Annotated in this window: 13 protein-coding genes; 9 read left to right on the top strand and 4 right to left on the bottom strand. The window is 66.5% G+C overall.

All coding sequences use genetic code 11. The features are described 5' to 3' along the window. The first annotated feature begins 52 nt into the window (after positions 1–52). Positions 53–1,573 (top strand): aldehyde dehydrogenase family protein, encoded by a 1,521-nt coding sequence (locus CAL12_RS19760; RefSeq protein WP_086066181.1) that lies wholly within the window; start codon positions 53–55, stop codon positions 1,571–1,573. A gap of 101 nt (positions 1,574–1,674) precedes the next feature. Next, on the top strand, positions 1,675–2,298 hold the full coding sequence (locus CAL12_RS19755) for an FMN-binding negative transcriptional regulator (protein ID WP_086066180.1): 624 nt from the start codon (positions 1,675–1,677) through the stop codon (positions 2,296–2,298). A gap of 30 nt (positions 2,299–2,328) precedes the next feature. Here CAL12_RS19755 and CAL12_RS19750 read toward each other — a convergent pair whose 3' ends face one another. The 4 genes from CAL12_RS19750 to CAL12_RS19735 all read right to left on the bottom strand — a co-directional run bounded on the left by CAL12_RS19750 (position 2,329) and on the right by CAL12_RS19735 (position 8,034). Next, on the bottom strand, positions 2,329–5,118 hold the full coding sequence (locus CAL12_RS19750) for a mechanosensitive ion channel domain-containing protein (RefSeq protein ID WP_086068000.1): 2,790 nt from the start codon (positions 5,116–5,118) through the stop codon (positions 2,329–2,331). A gap of 107 nt (positions 5,119–5,225) precedes the next feature. After that, entirely contained in the window at positions 5,226–5,579 is a 354-nt protein-coding gene (locus CAL12_RS19745; RefSeq protein WP_086066179.1) for a winged helix-turn-helix transcriptional regulator, read from the bottom strand. 79 nt (positions 5,580–5,658) lie between these two features. Beyond that, entirely contained in the window at positions 5,659–6,822 is a 1,164-nt protein-coding gene (locus CAL12_RS19740; RefSeq protein ID WP_086066178.1) for a PQQ-dependent sugar dehydrogenase, read from the bottom strand. 132 nt (positions 6,823–6,954) lie between these two features. Then, positions 6,955–8,034, bottom strand: a complete 1,080-nt coding sequence (locus tag CAL12_RS19735; protein WP_086066177.1) for an Ldh family oxidoreductase — start codon at positions 8,032–8,034, stop codon at positions 6,955–6,957. Positions 8,035–8,256: 222 nt separating this feature from the next. Here CAL12_RS19735 and CAL12_RS19730 point away from each other — a divergent pair, with 222 nt between their 5' ends. The 7 genes from CAL12_RS19730 (at position 8,257) to CAL12_RS19700 (ending at position 16,213) form a co-directional block, all read left to right on the top strand. Then, entirely contained in the window at positions 8,257–9,228 is a 972-nt protein-coding gene (locus CAL12_RS19730; RefSeq protein WP_086066176.1) for a LysR family transcriptional regulator, read from the top strand. A 115-nt stretch (positions 9,229–9,343) separates the two neighbouring features. Next, positions 9,344–10,846, top strand: coding sequence for an ABC transporter substrate-binding protein (locus CAL12_RS19725; protein WP_086066175.1), 1,503 nt, complete (start codon positions 9,344–9,346; stop codon positions 10,844–10,846). A gap of 125 nt (positions 10,847–10,971) precedes the next feature. Then, on the top strand, positions 10,972–12,774 hold the full coding sequence (locus CAL12_RS19720) for a gamma-glutamyltransferase family protein (RefSeq protein ID WP_086067999.1): 1,803 nt from the start codon (positions 10,972–10,974) through the stop codon (positions 12,772–12,774). 349 nt (positions 12,775–13,123) lie between these two features. Continuing rightward, a complete protein-coding gene (locus tag CAL12_RS19715; protein ID WP_086066174.1) occupies positions 13,124–14,287 on the top strand; it encodes a porin in 1,164 nt (387 codons plus the stop codon). Between the two features lie 366 nt (positions 14,288–14,653). Next, positions 14,654–15,013, top strand: coding sequence for an NADH-quinone oxidoreductase subunit A (locus CAL12_RS19710; RefSeq protein WP_086066173.1), 360 nt, complete (start codon positions 14,654–14,656; stop codon positions 15,011–15,013). Positions 15,014–15,055: 42 nt separating this feature from the next. Further along, positions 15,056–15,535 (top strand): NuoB/complex I 20 kDa subunit family protein, encoded by a 480-nt coding sequence (locus CAL12_RS19705; protein WP_066353485.1) that lies wholly within the window; start codon positions 15,056–15,058, stop codon positions 15,533–15,535. Positions 15,536–15,583: 48 nt separating this feature from the next. After that, complete coding sequence (locus CAL12_RS19700) at positions 15,584–16,213, top strand: NADH-quinone oxidoreductase subunit C (RefSeq protein WP_086067998.1); 630 nt, start codon at positions 15,584–15,586, stop codon at positions 16,211–16,213. Position 16,214 lies beyond the last annotated feature (1 nt).

Genomic DNA, 16,214 nt, shown 5'->3' with positions numbered 1-16,214 from the left:
GCGCAGCATTCGCGCAGCGGGGTCCCGCCGGGATCCCATCCAGGAGACCATCATGAACAGTCCAGCAGACTTGAAGACCCGTCCCGCCCTATCTCCGGACCTGGAGAAGTGGCTGTCGCAGCCTCGGCCCATGCTGATCGACGGGAAATGGGTGCAGGCCGATTCCGGCAAGACCTTCCAGGTGCATGATCCGGCCACCGGCGAGGTCATCGCCCGGGTCGCCGAAGGCGACAAGGCGGACGTCGACGCGGCGGTGCGGGCCGCGCGCCGCGCTTTCGAAAGCGGTCCGTGGTCGCGCATGACGGCGTCGGCGCGTGGCCGGATGATCCATCGCATCGGCGACCTGATCCTGCAGCATGCCGACGAACTGGCGGAACTCGAAGCCATCGACAACGGCAAGCCCAGGTCGGTCGCCCGCGTCGCCGACGTCGTGCTGTCGGCCGACATGTTCCACTACATGTCCGGCTGGGCGACCAAGATAGAAGGCAAGACCATACCCATTTCCGCCCTGGCGGCTCCCGGCATGGAATTCGTATCGATGACGCGTCCGGAGCCCATCGGCGTGGTCGGGCAGATCATCCCCTGGAACTTTCCGCTGCTGATGGCGGCGTGGAAGCTGGCGCCAGCCCTGGCCACGGGTTGCACCGTGGTGCTGAAGATCGCGGAAGAAACGCCGCTTTCCGCGCTGCGCCTGGGCGAGCTGCTGATGGAAGCGGAATTGCCGCCGGGCGTCGTCAATATCGTCGCCGGGTTCGGCGAGACCGCGGGCGCCGCGCTGGCGGCCCACCCCGGCGTCGACAAGGTGGCATTCACCGGGTCCACGGAAGTGGGCAAGCTGATCGTGCAGGCCGCTTCGCGGGACCTGAAGAAAGTCAGCCTGGAGCTGGGCGGCAAGTCGCCCAATATCGTGCTGGGCGACGCGGACCTGGACATCGCCATTCCCGGCGCGGCCGCTGCCATCTTCTTCAACCATGGGCAATGCTGCAATGCCGGCTCGCGACTGTACGTACAGCGCAATATCTTCGACAAGGTGGTGGAGGGCATCGCCGAACAGGCCGGCAAGATCACGCTGGGCCACGGCCTGCTCGAAAGCACCCAGATGGGGCCGCTGGTGTCGCAGGTGCAGTACGAGCGCGTGACGGGCTATCTGGAGTCGGGCAAGACCCAGGGCGCGCGTGCGGTTTGCGGCGGCAAGGGGCTGGGCGGCGGCGGATACTTCGTCGAGCCGACCATCCTGGTGGACACGAAGCCGGACATGAAGGTCGTGCAGGAAGAGATCTTCGGCCCGGTGCTGGTGGCGACGCCCTTCGACGAAGTCGACGATGCCTTGATCGCGCAGGCCAATAACACGGTCTACGGCCTGGCCGCCGGCGTCTGGTCGGGTAGCGAAGGCCGCGCCATGAGCATCGCCAACCGCTTGCGCGCCGGTACGGTATGGATCAACTGCTACCACGTGTTCGACGCCGCCTTGCCGTTCGGCGGCTACAAGCAGTCCGGCTGGGGTCGGGAAATGGGCCAGGCGGTGTTGAACAACTACCTGGAAACCAAGGCCATCACGACCCGGCTGTCGTAAGGGTAGTCGCAAGGGTTGTCGCAAGCGCTTGTCCTGAGGCGCCGTCATGCGTGGCGCCAGGGCGGGCGGATGCATAATGGCGCATTCCACGGGAGACCGCCATGTATGTACCGCCCGCCTTTCGCGAAGAAGACCTGCCCGCCATCCATCGCGTCATGCAGGAAGCGCGTCTGGTCCAACTGGTGACGGGCGGCCCGGACGGCCTGATGGCGACGCCGCTGCCCATGCTGCTGGCGGCGGGCGAAGGCGAGCAGGGTGTGCTGTACGGCCATGTGGCACGCGCCAATCCGCACTGGCGCACGCCCGTGGCCGGCGAAGCATTGGCCATCTTCATGGGGCCGGACGCCTACGTCACCCCCTCGTGGTATGCCAGCAAGCAGCGCGACGGCAAGGTCGTGCCCACCTGGAACTACATCGCCGTGCACGCGTACGGCCCGGTGGAATTCTTCGACGACGCGGAGCGCCTGCTGCGTGTGGTTTCCGGCCTGACGGAACATCACGAATCAAATCGTGAAACGCCCTGGGCGGTGTCGGATGCGCCGGCGGATTACATCGCCGCCATGCTGCGAGGGATCGTCGGCGTGCGCCTGCCTATTACCCGTATCGACGCCAAGCGCAAGATGAGCCAGAACCGGGTTCCGGAAGACCGCGCCGGCGTCGCGGCCGGCCTGGCGGCCAGCGACGACCCTGGCGATCGCGCCGCCGCGCGGGCGATGCCGGAATAAGCGGGTCCGCGCTGGCCCGACATCAGGTCTTCAGCCTGCCGGCCTGGCCGGCGCCGTCGCCCTGCCGGGCGCCTCTTGCGCGGGTTGGGCTTGCGCGCCGGTCGGCGCGGCCAGGGGCGAGGCATCGGCGGGCAGCAGCAGGCTGGCGCGCGGGTTGGCGATCTCGATGCCCAATTCCCGGAAGCGCTCCAGGATGCGCCGGTTGATTTCCCGCTGCACACCCCAGCGGCCCTTGTCGGTGCAGCGCATCTGCCCGGCCAGGGTCACCATCGAGCCATCCACCGAGTCCACGCCCCAGACCTCGATGTCGTTCAGGATCTGGTCCTTGAAATTGGCGTCCTCGCGCAGCGAAGCGCCGATCTGTTTCAGTTCGTTCACCACCGTATCGATATCGGTGTCGTAGGCGACGCTGATGCGCACCGCGGCGTTGCCGATGCCGCGGTTGGTATTGCTGACGGTCGATACCGAGCTGAAGGGCACGATATACAGGGCTCCGTCGCCGCCGCGCAGGCGCACCGTGCGTATCGACAGGTATTCGACGCTGCCCGACACGCCCGCGACGGTGACCCAGTCGCCCACGCGCATGGCGTTTTCCATCAGCAGGAATATGCCGGTGATGAAATCCTGCACCAGCTTTTGCGAGCCGAAACCCACCGCCACGCCGATGATGCTGGCGCCCGCCAGCAGCGGCGTCGTGTTGATGCCGATCTGGTTCAACGCGGTCAGCCCCACGACCAAGGCCACGACGACGAACAGCGCCGTGCGCAGCATGGGCAGCAGGGTGCGCAGCCGCGCGGCGCGCACGGCGTCGCCGCGCTGCGTCCAGCGGGCCAGGCGGCGTTCCACCGCGTACTGCGCGGCCTCCCAGATCAGGATGGCGATGATGATGGCGACCACGATGGTCGACGCCGCCGACGCCAGGCTGCGTCCCAGCGTTCCGCTGGCGAACCAGCTCAGCGCGTCCAGTCCCCAGGCCTCGAACAGGGCGACGATCGTGCACAGGATCAGGACTACCGACACCAGGCCCCGCGTCCACGGATAGTAGCGTTCCGTCAGGCGCGTGACGCCGCCGTTTTGCGTGCCGTCGCCGCCGCGGTCGCCTTGGCCGCCGGCTGAGAAAAGTCGGCCCAGGCTGCCCAGGATCAGGATGGCCAGCAGGCGCGCGGCCACCAGCACCACGGCCGACATCAGGATGAAATGGATCAGCTTGGGAAAGCCGTCCTGCACGCCCATGGCCCAGATCACCCAGACGCCCATGACCACCACGATGGCGATGACCGCCCAGGCGTCGGCCAGCCAGTTGCGCGCGACCGCCAGCGGACCGGTGGCATGCGGATCCGCACGCAAGGCGTCCCTTATCGGACGGCGCAGTTTCAGGATCAAGACGACGGCGCTCAGGTGGACGATCAGCGACACCGCCTTGAGAAACGCCATGCGCAGTGCCGGCGTGGTGCCCAGCAGAGGGATGGTGTCCGCGATGGCCACGCCGAACAGCGCCAGGCCGGCGATCCAGCGCACCGAGATCAACAGCAGGTGGGCCGTTGCGGGGCTCACGTTCAGCAGCCGCAATCCCTGTCCGGCCGGCGATACCAGCAGCCGTACCACCGCCATGGTCAGGCGCAGCGCCACGTAGGCCTGGATGAATCCGGTGATCGCTTCGCGCACCCGTAGATGGTCCACGGTCATGTAGCGCAGGGTCAGGCTGGCGCCGATGAAGAACAGCGCAATCGGCAGGATTTCCAGTATCAAGGCGCCGATGGCATAAGGCAGGTTGCTCAGGGTGCGCCAGTGATGGTGGGATTGCTGTTCCCACGAGGTGTCGCGCGGTTCCTGGGCCGTCGGCGGGGTTGCGTCGCCGTGCGTGGCGGCGGGCGGGGTGGCGCCGGCGGCGTTCTGCTTGCCCACCCGCACGGTTTCCACATGGTCCACGCCGTCGCGATGCGTCTGGATGATGGCCACGTCGTCGGATGGCGGCGCCAGCCCGGCCTGGGCCGCATCGGGCGGCGTGTCCGCCAGTGCCGTGTCTGCCCTTTGCTCTTGTGGGGGGCGTGCGCGTGCCGCGGCGGCGTCGCGCATCGCGAGCCGATGGGCTAACCGTTCGGTGTACCGTTCGGTGTGCCGTTCGGCGAACCGGTCAGCATGTTGCTGCAAGGCCTTCCGGGGGCGGCGCAGGGCCCAGTGCAATCCCCATTCCAGCAGCAGCCCCACCGCGAAGGCCGCGAGCAGGGCCATCGCGAGCAAGCCCAGCAGCCGCTGGCCGGCGTCGGTGGTCAAGGCACGCGAATTCGCAATCAGCAGGGGGACTTCCTTCAGGGCGTCCGCGGCCTCGCTCATCTGCGTGGCGAAGCCGTCCATCCAGGTATCCAGGCTGCGCAGCATGCGTGCCGTCAGTCCGTCGCTTTGCAGCGGCACGATGGTGTCGGCCTTCTCCTCGGTCGGCGGCGGGCTGCCCGCGGGGGCGGCCGCCGCATCGGGTGTCCTGGAGGCCGGAGATGCCGAGGTCGCCGAGGAAGCCGCGGGTGCCGCCGTCGTGCCGCCGGCGCCCGGCGCGGGCGCCGATCCCGATACGGTCGGGGCGGCGACGGCTATGGTGTTCAGCACCTTGATCAGCTCGGAACGCCGCACGTCGTCGCGCAGGATATCGATGGTGCGCCGGGCATCGTCCGGCGTAATGCCTTGCCGAGCGGCCGCCGCGTTCACAGCTTTGACGGTCTGCGCATCGTGCGACGCTGCCGGGACGGCGGTCTGCGCGACGGCGGCGCTATTGATGAACAGGGAAAAAAAGGCGCAGACCAGGCCTGCCTTGAAGAGTTCGCTCATGCGCATACCGGGGAGGCGGGCGCCGCAATGCCGGCGCCAGAGTCAAAAACCGAGCCGGCGCGCAAGCGCCATACCTGGGGATGCGTGCGCGGTGGGACCGCGCCGGTTCACGTCACCGCATCCATCGCCGTCGCGTCGTCCCGCGCACAGGCGTGTCGCTCGCCCCAATCTCGCAGGGCCAGCAGCACGGGCACCAGATCCTGCCCGCGTTCGGTCATGACATATTCCTGGTAGACGCTGCCATCCGTTGCCGGTCCGACCGCCAGGATGCCGCGGTCCACCAGCATGCGCAGCCGCGCGGTCAGGATGTTGCGCGGTATTCCCAGGCTTTTCTGGATGGCGTTGAACCGTCCGATGCCCTTGAAGGCGTCGCGCAGGATAAGCAATGTCCACCAGTCACCGATGCAGTCCAGTGTCCTGGCGATCGCGCAGGGCGAGGCATGTAGAGACTTTCTCTTCATCGATTTCTCCTTTGCGTGTGCATCGCGTGGATTGCCCCTTGACTTGTCGCTAGGCTTTTCGCGTGACTTATTGGCTGGCTTATCCCGCCGCTTGCCGTTTCGGAACCAGGCGCAGCAGGCGGCCTTCCGGGCCGTCCTCGATCACCCAGAGCGCGCCGTCCGGCGCCACGGCGACGTCGCGTATGCGTTGGCCCATATCCCACAGATCCGCTTCGCGCGCGCCGCCCTTGCCGTCGAACACGATGCGCGCCAGCGCGCGCGCCCGCAGGCCGCCGATGAACGCCGACCCGCGCCATTCGGGAAACATCGGTCCTTCGTAGAACGCCAGCCCGGCCGGGGCGATGACGGGCGTCCAATAGATCACCGGCGGTTCGAATTCCGGCCGGGTCGCATGGCGGGGAATCGGCGTGCCGTTGTAGTTGTCGCCGTTGGAGACGATGGGCCAGCCGTAGTTGCGGCCGGCGACGATCAGGTTCAGCTCGTCGCCTCCCATCGGGCCCATCTCGTTCATCCACAGCCGACCGTCCGGCGCGAAGGCCAGCCCGTAGGGATTGCGATGGCCGGTCGTCCATGTCTGCGCGCGCACGCCGCCCGACGATGCCCAGGGATTGTCGGGCGGCGTGCTGCCGTCCAGGTTCAGCCGCAACACTTTGCCCAGGGCCAGTTCGGGGTCTTGCGCGGTATCGGGCCGCATGCGGTCGCCCGACGTCAGGAAAAGATGCTTGCCGTCCGGCGCGAAGGCGATGATGCCCCCGGGTTGTCCGCCCGAGCCCTTGGGCGTCTGGCGCCAGATCACCGACAGATTCCGCAGCGCCGCCGCCCCGCCGCTTTCGTCCAGCACGGCGCGCGCCAGGGCCAGGCCGCTGCCGCCGGGCCCCGGTTCGAGATAGGTGAAATAGATGGCGCGGCTGGCCGCGTAATCCGGCGCCGGCACGACGTCCAGCAGGCCGTTCTGGCCACCGTACGCCACCTTGGGCACGCCCGACAGGGCGGTCTTGCGCCCGCGAGCGTCGACCAGGAACATCCGGCCGGGCTTCTCCGTGATCAGCATCCGCCCGTCGGGCAGGAAGGCGATCGCCCAGGGTTCGTCAAAGGTGGCGACAGGCGTGGCGACGAAGGGTTTGTCTGCGCGCGGCCTGATCTGGCCCGCGTTGGTTTCCGCCGCCGCAGGCAGCGCGATCGCCGCGCAGAACATCGCGGCGGCGGCCAATACGCCGGCAAGGCTGATGCGAGCGAACTGCATGCGTCACCTCCTGCTTGAGTCAACCGCCTGAATCAGATGTCTTTCGGCGTCGCGGCCCACGTCTCCATTCGCGCTTCATCGTACCCCCCCTGGGGGCGGTCCGGTCCGGGCCTGCGTGGCCCGGACCGTTGTTCATGCGCCCAGCGGCGCCACGTTCACGCTCTGCGCCAGCGCGTCCAGCGCCGCGCGCAGTTCGGCGTGTATGGGCACGCCGTTGGCCATGCGCTCTTCGTAGGTCCGGTGCGATTGTTCGCCCGGCAGGCGGATCTCGTCCCAGCCGGGCAGCATCGGCGACGATTTCATCTGGGCCCAGATGTCGTCGACCTGTTCCTCGAATTCGCGCAGCGGCATGAATGCTTCCACGTCCAGCGCGATCACGGTGTGGCCCGTATTGGTGGTCGAAGCGTAGTCCTGGTTGAAATCGACGACGTCCTTGCCGAAGGCCGCGCCGTTCAGCGTGCCGGCCAGCAGGCCGAACATCATGGCCAGGCCGTAGCCCTTGGCGCCGCCGATCGGCAGCAGGAACCCTTCGTTGGAACGCTTGGGATCGAGCAGCGGCTTGCCGTCGCGTCCCACCATCCAGCCTTCGGGCATCATCTCGCCCCGCTGCGCCTTGGCCTTGACCTTGCCATATGCCGCATTGGTCGTGGCCATGTCCAGCACGATGGGCGGGCGGGTATGGCCGGGCACCGCGATGGCGATGGGGTTGGTGGAAAGCAGCATCTCCGTGCCGCCCCAGGGCGGCATATGGTTGGCGCTGCCCACGGCCATATAGATGCCGACCATTCCATGCTCCAGCGGCATGCGGGCATAGATCCCGGCGGGGCCGGCGTGATTGCTCATGCGGGCGCCCACCCAGGCGACGCCGGTGTTGCGCGCCTTCTGCACCGCCAGGTCGGCGGCTTTCTTCATGATCAGGTGGCCGATGCCGTTGTCGCCGTCCAGCAGCGCCGAGCCGGCGCGCTCCTTAACGACGCGGATGTCGGGGCGCATATTCATGCCGCCCGCCCGGATGCGCTTGATGTACGGCGGCAGGCGGAAGATCCCGTGGGCATCCGCGCCGCGCGCATCCGCTTCGGCCATGATGCCGCCCACCACGCGGGCGTCGGCTTCGGGCATGCCCACGGCGGCGAGGGTGCGGGCGATGAAGTCCTGGAGTTGGGCGGCTGGCACCCGGGTGGCGGTCGCGGCGGCGCTGGTTTCTTGAGGCATCGAAAGTACAGGAACAAGGTCCTGCCATATCACTTTGAACTGGGGACTTGAAGTATATGTAGGCCTTCCTTGGGCGGCCAATGCCGTTTTCCTGTCCGGCTATAACAAACTGTTCTAGACTGAGGGAGCGGATTCCGTCCGCCGCCGCGCGCTGCCCTGGCCGCTACCGAGGCGGCGCGCCCGCCCGTGTGCCCCCTTTCGAGACCACCCGCGAACACCCGCATGAACCTGAAAGCCTTGCGCTATTTCGTCGCCATCGCCGACACGGGCAGTTTCACCGCCGCGGCGGCCCTGGTCCGCATCGCCCAGCCCGCGCTCAGCCGCCACGTGCGGGAACTGGAAAGCGAGCTGGGCGTGGCGCTTCTGCGGCGTAGCGCCCGTGGCGCCCTGCTCACGCAGGAGGGCGCCGCCCTGTGCGAGGCGGCGCGCCGCATCCTGGCCGAGGCCGAGCAGGTCAAGACGCAACTGACCGCCCGCGCCCAGATGGGCCAGTCCACCATCACGGTGGGTGCCTCGCCGACCCTGGGCCGGGTATTGCTGCCGGGGTTGTTCGAACGCTGCGACAGCGCCCTCGGAGGCTTTCGCATCGCGTTGCGGGAGTCCTTCACGCCGATACTGTCGGACTGGCTGGAGCGCGGCCTGGTCGACGTCGCCTTCCTGACCAACCCGGACGGCTCGCGCGATTTCGCCCTGCATCATCTCTATAGCGAGCCTTTCGCGCTGATCACCGCCGCGCCGCGCCGCTATCCTTCCACGGTCACGGTCGCCGAGCTGGCGGACATCCCGCTGCTGATGACCCGCTTCCATCGCAACCTGGTCGAACGCCAACTGGGCGTCGTCGGCGGGCGCCTGAACGTCCATGCGGAGATCGATTCGGTGGAGTCCATCAGCGAACTCGTCATGCAGGGCCGCTGGGCCACGGTCATGCCGGTGTCCGTGTACAGCCGCCAGCGCGAGGCGCGCACCGTGGCGCTGTCGGAAGTCAGCGGCGTGCAGCTCAACCGCCTGCTCATGCTGGCGGTGCGCCGGGACGGCGGCGCCAATCCGGGCATCGCCCTGTTCACCGAAATCGTCAAGGCCGAGTGCGCCGAACTGGTCGCCAAAGGCGTGTTCAGCTTCTCGGACGGTCCGCGCACGGAGCGTGGGCAACCGGATGGCGCCCCGCGCCGACGGCCGCCTGCGGCGCGCAAATAAAGCGTTGAAGCTTCGGCCTTGATATATCAAGCTTGGATACAATGCCGGCTTTGATCTGTCGGCGGCCCGGACGCCGCGCGCGGCGCGCGGCTGGATCGCGATCTGGAGAAGTCTCATGCGTAAACTCTGCCTGGCCATGACGCTGGCCGGTCTGCTCGCCAGCAGCGCCGCGATGGCGCAATCCACCCTGCGTATCGGCCTGCAGGACGATCCCGACGTCCTCGACCCGGCGCGCGCCCGCACCTTCGTCGGCCGTATCGTTTTCGCTTCGCTGTGCGACAAGCTGGTCGACATCACGCCCGACCTGAAGATCGTTCCGCAACTGGCCACGTCCTGGTCCACCAGCGCCGACGGCAAGACCTTGACGATGAAACTGCGCAAGGGCGCCGTCTATCACGATGGCGCGCCCATCGACGCCGCGTCCGTCAAGGCCAATCTGGACCGCGCCCGCACGCTGCCGGACAGCAATCGCAAGAGCGAACTCGTCACGCTGGCCAGCGTCGATGCTCCGGACGCCGAAACCGTCGTCCTGCACCTGACCGAGCCCGACGCTTCCCTGCTGTCGCAGCTGTCGGATCGCGCCGGGATGATGATCTCGCCCGCGTCCTTCGACAAGGATCCCGGCAGCAAGCCGGTCTGTTCCGGTCCCTACAAGTTCAAGGAACGGGTGCAGAACGATCGCATCGTGCTGGAGAAGTTTCCGCAATATTGGGATGCCGCCGACTATCACTTCGACCGCGTCGTCTTCACCCCCATTCCCGACACCACCGTGCGCGTGAACAACCTGCGTGCCGGGGACCTGAACATCATCGAGCGCGTGGCGCCCTCGGACGCCAAGGCGGTCAAGGACGACCCCAACCTGCGCCTGGCGCCGGTCACCGGCCTGGGTTACCAATCGTTCTCCTTCAACCTGGCCAACGGCGCCCGCGCCAATACCCCCTTCGCCAAGGACAAGCGCGTGCGGCAGGCTCTGGACCTGGCCATCGATCGCGACGCCATCAACCAGGTGGTGGGCGAGGGCATGTTCCAGCCCGCCTACCAGCCTTTCCCGCCGGCCAGCTTCGCCTATGACAAGCGCCTGGAGCGCAGCGGCCGCGATCCCAAGAAGGCCAAGGCCCTGTTGAAGGAAGCCGGCTTCGATCGCGTCAAGCTGGAGATCACCTTCGGCAACAACACCACGATGCAGCAGGTCTACGAGCTGATCCAGGCCATGGGCGCCGAGGCCGGCTTCGACATCTCCCTGCGTCCGGTCGAATTCGCCGCCTTGCAATCCGCGCTGGCCCGCGGCGACTTCGAAGCAGGGCAGAGCGGCTGGTCGGGCCGTGTCGATCCCAGCGGCAATATCTATCAGTACATGCACACCAAGGGCAGCCTGAACGACGGCAAGTTCAGCAGCCCCGAGGCGGACAAGCTGCTGAACGAGGCCCGCGCCGAGCCCGACGAGGCCAAGCGCAAGGCGCTGTACGGCAAGGTGATGGACATCATGCATGCCGAGGATCCCATCGTCTACCTGTTCTACCTGCCCTGGACCTTCGGCGTGCAGAAGAAGATCCAGGGTTTCGTGCCCTATCCGGATGGCCTGATCCGCCTGAAGGGCGTGACCATGGCCGCGAAGTGATCCGGCGGCGCTGCGCTCCGGCAGCGCCGTTTCCACCCCGTCGGTGATCGCCACGGCGATCGCCGCCCCTGTAACGTGTACGGCCGCGCCGCGGTGACGCGCGGGGCGGCCGGGAGACCGACATGATGTTCACCACCCGGCCGGAAATCCTCGGCACCTTCGGCGTCGTCACCTCGACGCACTACCTTGCCACCGCCGCCGGCATGGCCATGCTGGAGCGCGGCGGCAACGCGTTCGACGCCTGTGTCGCCACCGCGTTCGTGCTGCAGGTCGTCGAGCCCCATCTGGTCGGCCCGGCCGGCGAAGTCCCCATCGTTTTCCATTCCGCTGCCCGGGGCGGGGTAGAGGTGCTGTGCGGCCAGGGCACCACGCCGGCCGCCGCCACCCTGGAACGCTTCCGGGCGGAAGGGCTGGACCTGATACCCGGCAACGGCCTGCTGCCCGCCGTCGTGCCAGGTTCCTTCGACGCCTGGATGCTGCTGCTGCGCGACCACGGCAGCATGCGCCTGCGGGACGTGCTGGAACCGGCCATCTACTACGCGGCCAACGGCCACGCGCTGATGCCCCGGATTTCGAACACCATCGCCGGGCTGAAAGCCTGGTTCGAGCAGCACTGGCCCAGCACCGCCGAAATCTACCTGCCCAACGGCGCCGTGCCCGCCGCCCGCAAGCTTTTCCGCAATCCGCGGCTGGCGCAAACCTGGGAGCGTGTCCTGCGCGAGGCCGAAGCCGCCGGCGCCGACCGCCAGCGGCAGATCGAAGCGGCCCGGGACGCGTTCTACCGCGGCTTCGTCGCCGACGCCATCGACCGTTTCGTCCGCCAGCCCTGCATGGACGAAAGCGGCGCCCCCCACGCCGGCGTCCTGACCGCCGACGACCTGGCCGGGTGGTCGGCGACCTACGAATCGCCGCTGACCTACGATTACCAGGACTACACCGTCGCCAAGGCGGGCGCCTGGAGCCAGGGGCCGGTATTCCTGCAGACCCTGGCCCTGCTGAAAGGAGCGGGCCTGGACGCCATGGGCCCGTCCAGCCCGGAATTCGTCCATTGCCTGACGGAAGCGATGAAGCTCGCCTTCGCTGACCGCGAGATCTACTACGGCGATCCGGCCTTCGTCGACGTGCCCCTGGCGGACCTGCTGTCCGAGGCCTACAACGCGCCGCGCCGCGCGCTGATCGGCGAACGCGCGTCACATGAGCTGCGTCCCGGCGTGTTGCCCGGCTACGAAGCCCAGCATGCGCGCATGATGGAAGTCCTGAACCGCCTGTCCCGCGTCACGCAGGCCGGCGCCCCGACCAACGAGCCCACCATGGCTGACATGCGCGCCTCCGCCACGGTCAAGCGGGGCGACACGACCCATGTGGACGTCATCGACCGCTGGGGCAATATGGTCTCGGCCACGCCGTCCGGCGGCTGGTTCCAGTCGTCGCCGGTCATTCCCGAGCTGGGTTTCGGCCTGACCACGCGCGCGCAGATGTTCTGGCTGGAGCCCGGGCTGCCCGGCACCCTGGCGCCGCGCAAGCGGCCGCGCACCACCTTGACGCCCTCCCTGGCGCTGCGGGATGGCCGTCCGTATATGGTGTTCGGCACGCCCGGCGGCGACCAGCAGGAGCAATGGCAGCTGCTGCTCTTCCTGCGCCATGTCCACCACAGGCTCAACCTGCAGGAAGCGGTCGACCAGCCCATGTCGCACACCATGCACTTCCCCAGCTCCTTCTATCCGCGCGACCGCAAGCCCGGCCATCTGGCGGTGGAAGCCTCCTTCGGCAGGGAAACCATCGACGCCTTGCGCGACCGCGGCCACGTGATCGAGGAGGTGCCCGCCTGGTCCGTCGGCCGCCTGACGGCCGCCGCGCTGGACGCGGACGGCATCATGCACGCCGCCGCCACCCCGCGGCTGATGCAGGCCTATGCCGCCGGCCGCTGATCCCCGGGGAAGGCGGAAGTTCTGAGCCGCCGGCCGCGGCGTGACGGCGCGGCCGCCCTGGTTCCCGCCTTTCGGGGCCATTCCCACCGTGCCATTGCGGTCTCATGGCGTCTTGCCATTCGTGCCGCCCGGCCCGGCAAACGGGGACGCAAGTCTGGGGCAGCCTGCCGTTATGTTGTACAGACCCAACAGAGCCCAAGCCCAAAGCCGTGGTTTTGCGGCACGACCATAGCCAGTCCCCCGGATTTTTGATGCAATAGCGTCAACTTCCCTTCGCGGAGTTAGGGGGGCGGCAGGCTGGTGTGCTGGATTGCTGCTCTTGTCACTCAAATCAACGGAGATTTCTTAAATGAAAAAGACTCTGCTCGCTGCCGCCCTGCTCGCCGGTTTCGCCGGTGTTGCCCAGGCAGAAACGTCCGTGACCCTGTACGGGATTCTGGACACCGGTATCGGCTACCAGAACATTCGCGGCGTCGACGGTATCGACAAGCAGTCGAAGTTTGGCATGCTGAATGGCGTGCAAAACGGTTCCCGCTGGGGTCTGCGTGGTTCGGAAGATCTGGGTGACGGTCTGCGTGCTGTGTTCACGATCGAATCCGGCTTCAACTCCGGCGACGGCAACTCCGCCCAAGGCGGCCGCCTGTTCGGTCGTCAAGCCACGATCGGTCTGGCCAGCAACAGCTGGGGTCAACTGGACTTCGGCCGTCAGACCAACATCGCTTCCAAGTTCTTCGGTTCGATCGATCCGTTCGCTGAAGGCTTCGGTCTGGCCAACATCGGTACCGTGTTCAGCTCGTCCAACACGACGCGCTACGACAACATGGTCCTGTATCAATCGCCCGTGTTCGGCGGCTTCCAGGTTGGTGCTGGCTACTCGTTCAACATCGACGATACGAACACCGCTCAAACCGGTTTCAACACCAACAACAACCAACGCGCCATCACGACCGGTCTGCGTTACGTGAACGGCCCGCTGAACCTGGCCGCCGCGTATGACCAAGTGAACCGCAACTCGGCCGTCGCCGACTCCGCCGCTGGCGGCCCTGGCGGCGATCGCATCCGCGCCTGGTTGCTGGGTGGTGCGTATGACTTCGAAGTGGTCAAGGTCTCGGCCGCTTACGGTCAAACCAAGGGTGGCTGGATCCAGGCTACCAACCTGACCGGTCTGTTCACCAGCGGTTCGCCCAACCTGGGTGGCAGCGTCCTGCCCACCAACTCCTACAGCGACGACTTCAAGTCGCAGCAGTGGATGGTCGGCCTGTCGGCCCCGATCGGCGGCGCTACCAGCGTCTTCGGTTCGTGGCAGCGTGCCAACGTCAAGGACAGCAGCCTGTACACCAGCGGCACGTTCGCTGGCGAAGACAGCAACATGAACGTCTACTCGCTGGGCGTGACGTACGATCTGTCGAAGCGCACCAACCTGTACGCTCTGGGTTCCTACACGAACAACTACGGTTTCGTGGACGGCCTGAAGAGCACGCTGGTCGGCGTCGGTATCCGCCACCGCTTCTAAGCAATACACGGTACGGAGCGATCGGTCGCTCCGTACCGGATGCGTTTCGTCTGACCGGGATTCTTCCCGGGCGGCGTGAGCATATGGCCATGGCGGTTCATTCCGGCATGGCCTTTGAAAGCCACCCTTTGGGGTGGCTTTTTTGTTTGCCGCTTTCTTTGTCGTTTTGTTTTCTGTTTTGTTTTTTGCTATCGTTAGCGGCTCGGCGACAGTCTGTTTTCTCAGGCTTGTTTCCTCCGCCGAGCCTTGCCGCACGGCTCCGTTCCGCGCCCCTTTATTCCTCTCCTACGGCTACAGAGTTCAGCGGGAAGTAACGGCGCAAATGCTACAATCCTAAGGTTTGAGCATTTCACGGACGCGCCCCAAATGAACCTGCAACAGTATTTCCCCGTTCTGCTATTCATCGTTGTGGCGACGTTGATCGGTTTTGCGCTGATCACAGCGGGTTCGTTGCTCGGGCCGCGGCGTCCCTACGCGGAGAAACTCTCTCCCTACGAATGCGGATTCGAGGCTTTCGAAGACGCGCGCATGAAGTTCGACGTGCGCTATTACCTCGTCGCCATCCTTTTCATCCTGTTCGACCTGGAGATCGCGTTCCTGTTTCCGTGGGCCATCGCGCACGGGACTGTCGGTCTGGTCGGCTTCTGGACCGTCATGATTTTCCTCGCGGTCCTGACGGTGGGTTTCATCTACGAATGGAAGAAAGGCGCGCTCGATTGGGAATGATGCCTACCTGCTCATCTCCCATCCACGCCACCAGAGATCAAAATGGCTATTGAAGAAGGCATACACAAGCAAGGCTTCATCACCACGAGCGCCGACAAGTTCATCAACTGGGCCAAGACCGGTTCGATGTGGCCCATGACCTTCGGTCTGGCCTGTTGCGCCGTGGAAATGATGCATGCCGGCGCCGCGCGCTACGACCTGGACCAGTTCGGCATCATCTTCCGCCCCAGTCCCCGCCAGTCCGATCTGATGATCGTCGCCGGCACGCTGTGCAACAAGATGGCGCCGGCGCTGCGCAAGGTGTACGACCAGATGCCGGAGCCGCGCTGGGTCGTGTCCATGGGGTCCTGCGCCAACGGGGGCGGGTACTACCATTATTCGTACTCCGTAGTGCGCGGTTGCGATCGCATCGTTCCGGTGGACGTCTACGTCCCGGGCTGTCCGCCCACCGCCGAAGCGCTGGTCTACGGTCTGCTGCAAATGCAGAACAAGATTCGCCTGACCAACACCATCGCGCGTTGATCAGGCGTCTGCCTGCATTGCGTGCCACGGCTTACCTAATCGTTGAAGATGATGACCAGGCTCGAAACCCTGAAAACCAATCTGCACGCCGCGTTCGGTGAAACGATCGCGCTGACCGAGGCGCTGGGCGAACTGACGCTGGAAGTCCCGGCCGCCCAGTGGGAGTCGGTGTGCAACCGCCTGCGTACCGACGCCGGCCTGCAATTCGAAACCTGTATCGACCTCTGTGGCGTCGACTACCTGACCTGGGGCAACGGTACGCGCCCGGCGGCCGATGAGCGCGGCGGCACGCGTAGCCAGCGCGGCCGTTTCGCGGTGGCGATCCACCTGCTGTCGATCGCCCACAACTGGCGCCTGCGCGTGCGCACCTGGGCGCCGGACGACGATTTCCCCATGGTCGCCTCGCTGATCGAATGCTGGCCCGCGGTGGGCTGGTACGAACGCGAAGCCTTCGACCTGTACGGCATCGTGTTCGAAGGCCATCCCGACCTGCGCCGCATCCTGACCGATTACGGTTTCATCGGCCATCCGTTCCGCAAGGATTTCCCGCTCTCGGGCAATGTGGAAATGCGCTACGACCCCGAGCAGCGCCGCGTCATCTATCAGCCGGTCACTATCGATCCGCGTGAAATCACGCCGCGCGTCGTGCGCGAAGATACTTACGGAGCCGGTCGCTGAT

The sequence above is a fragment of the Bordetella genomosp. 8 genome (assembly GCF_002119685.1).
Lineage (GTDB): Bacteria > Pseudomonadota > Gammaproteobacteria > Burkholderiales > Burkholderiaceae_B > Bordetella_C.
The sequence above is the reverse complement of the archived record's forward strand: the minus strand, read 5'-3'. Positions and strand labels throughout refer to the sequence as shown.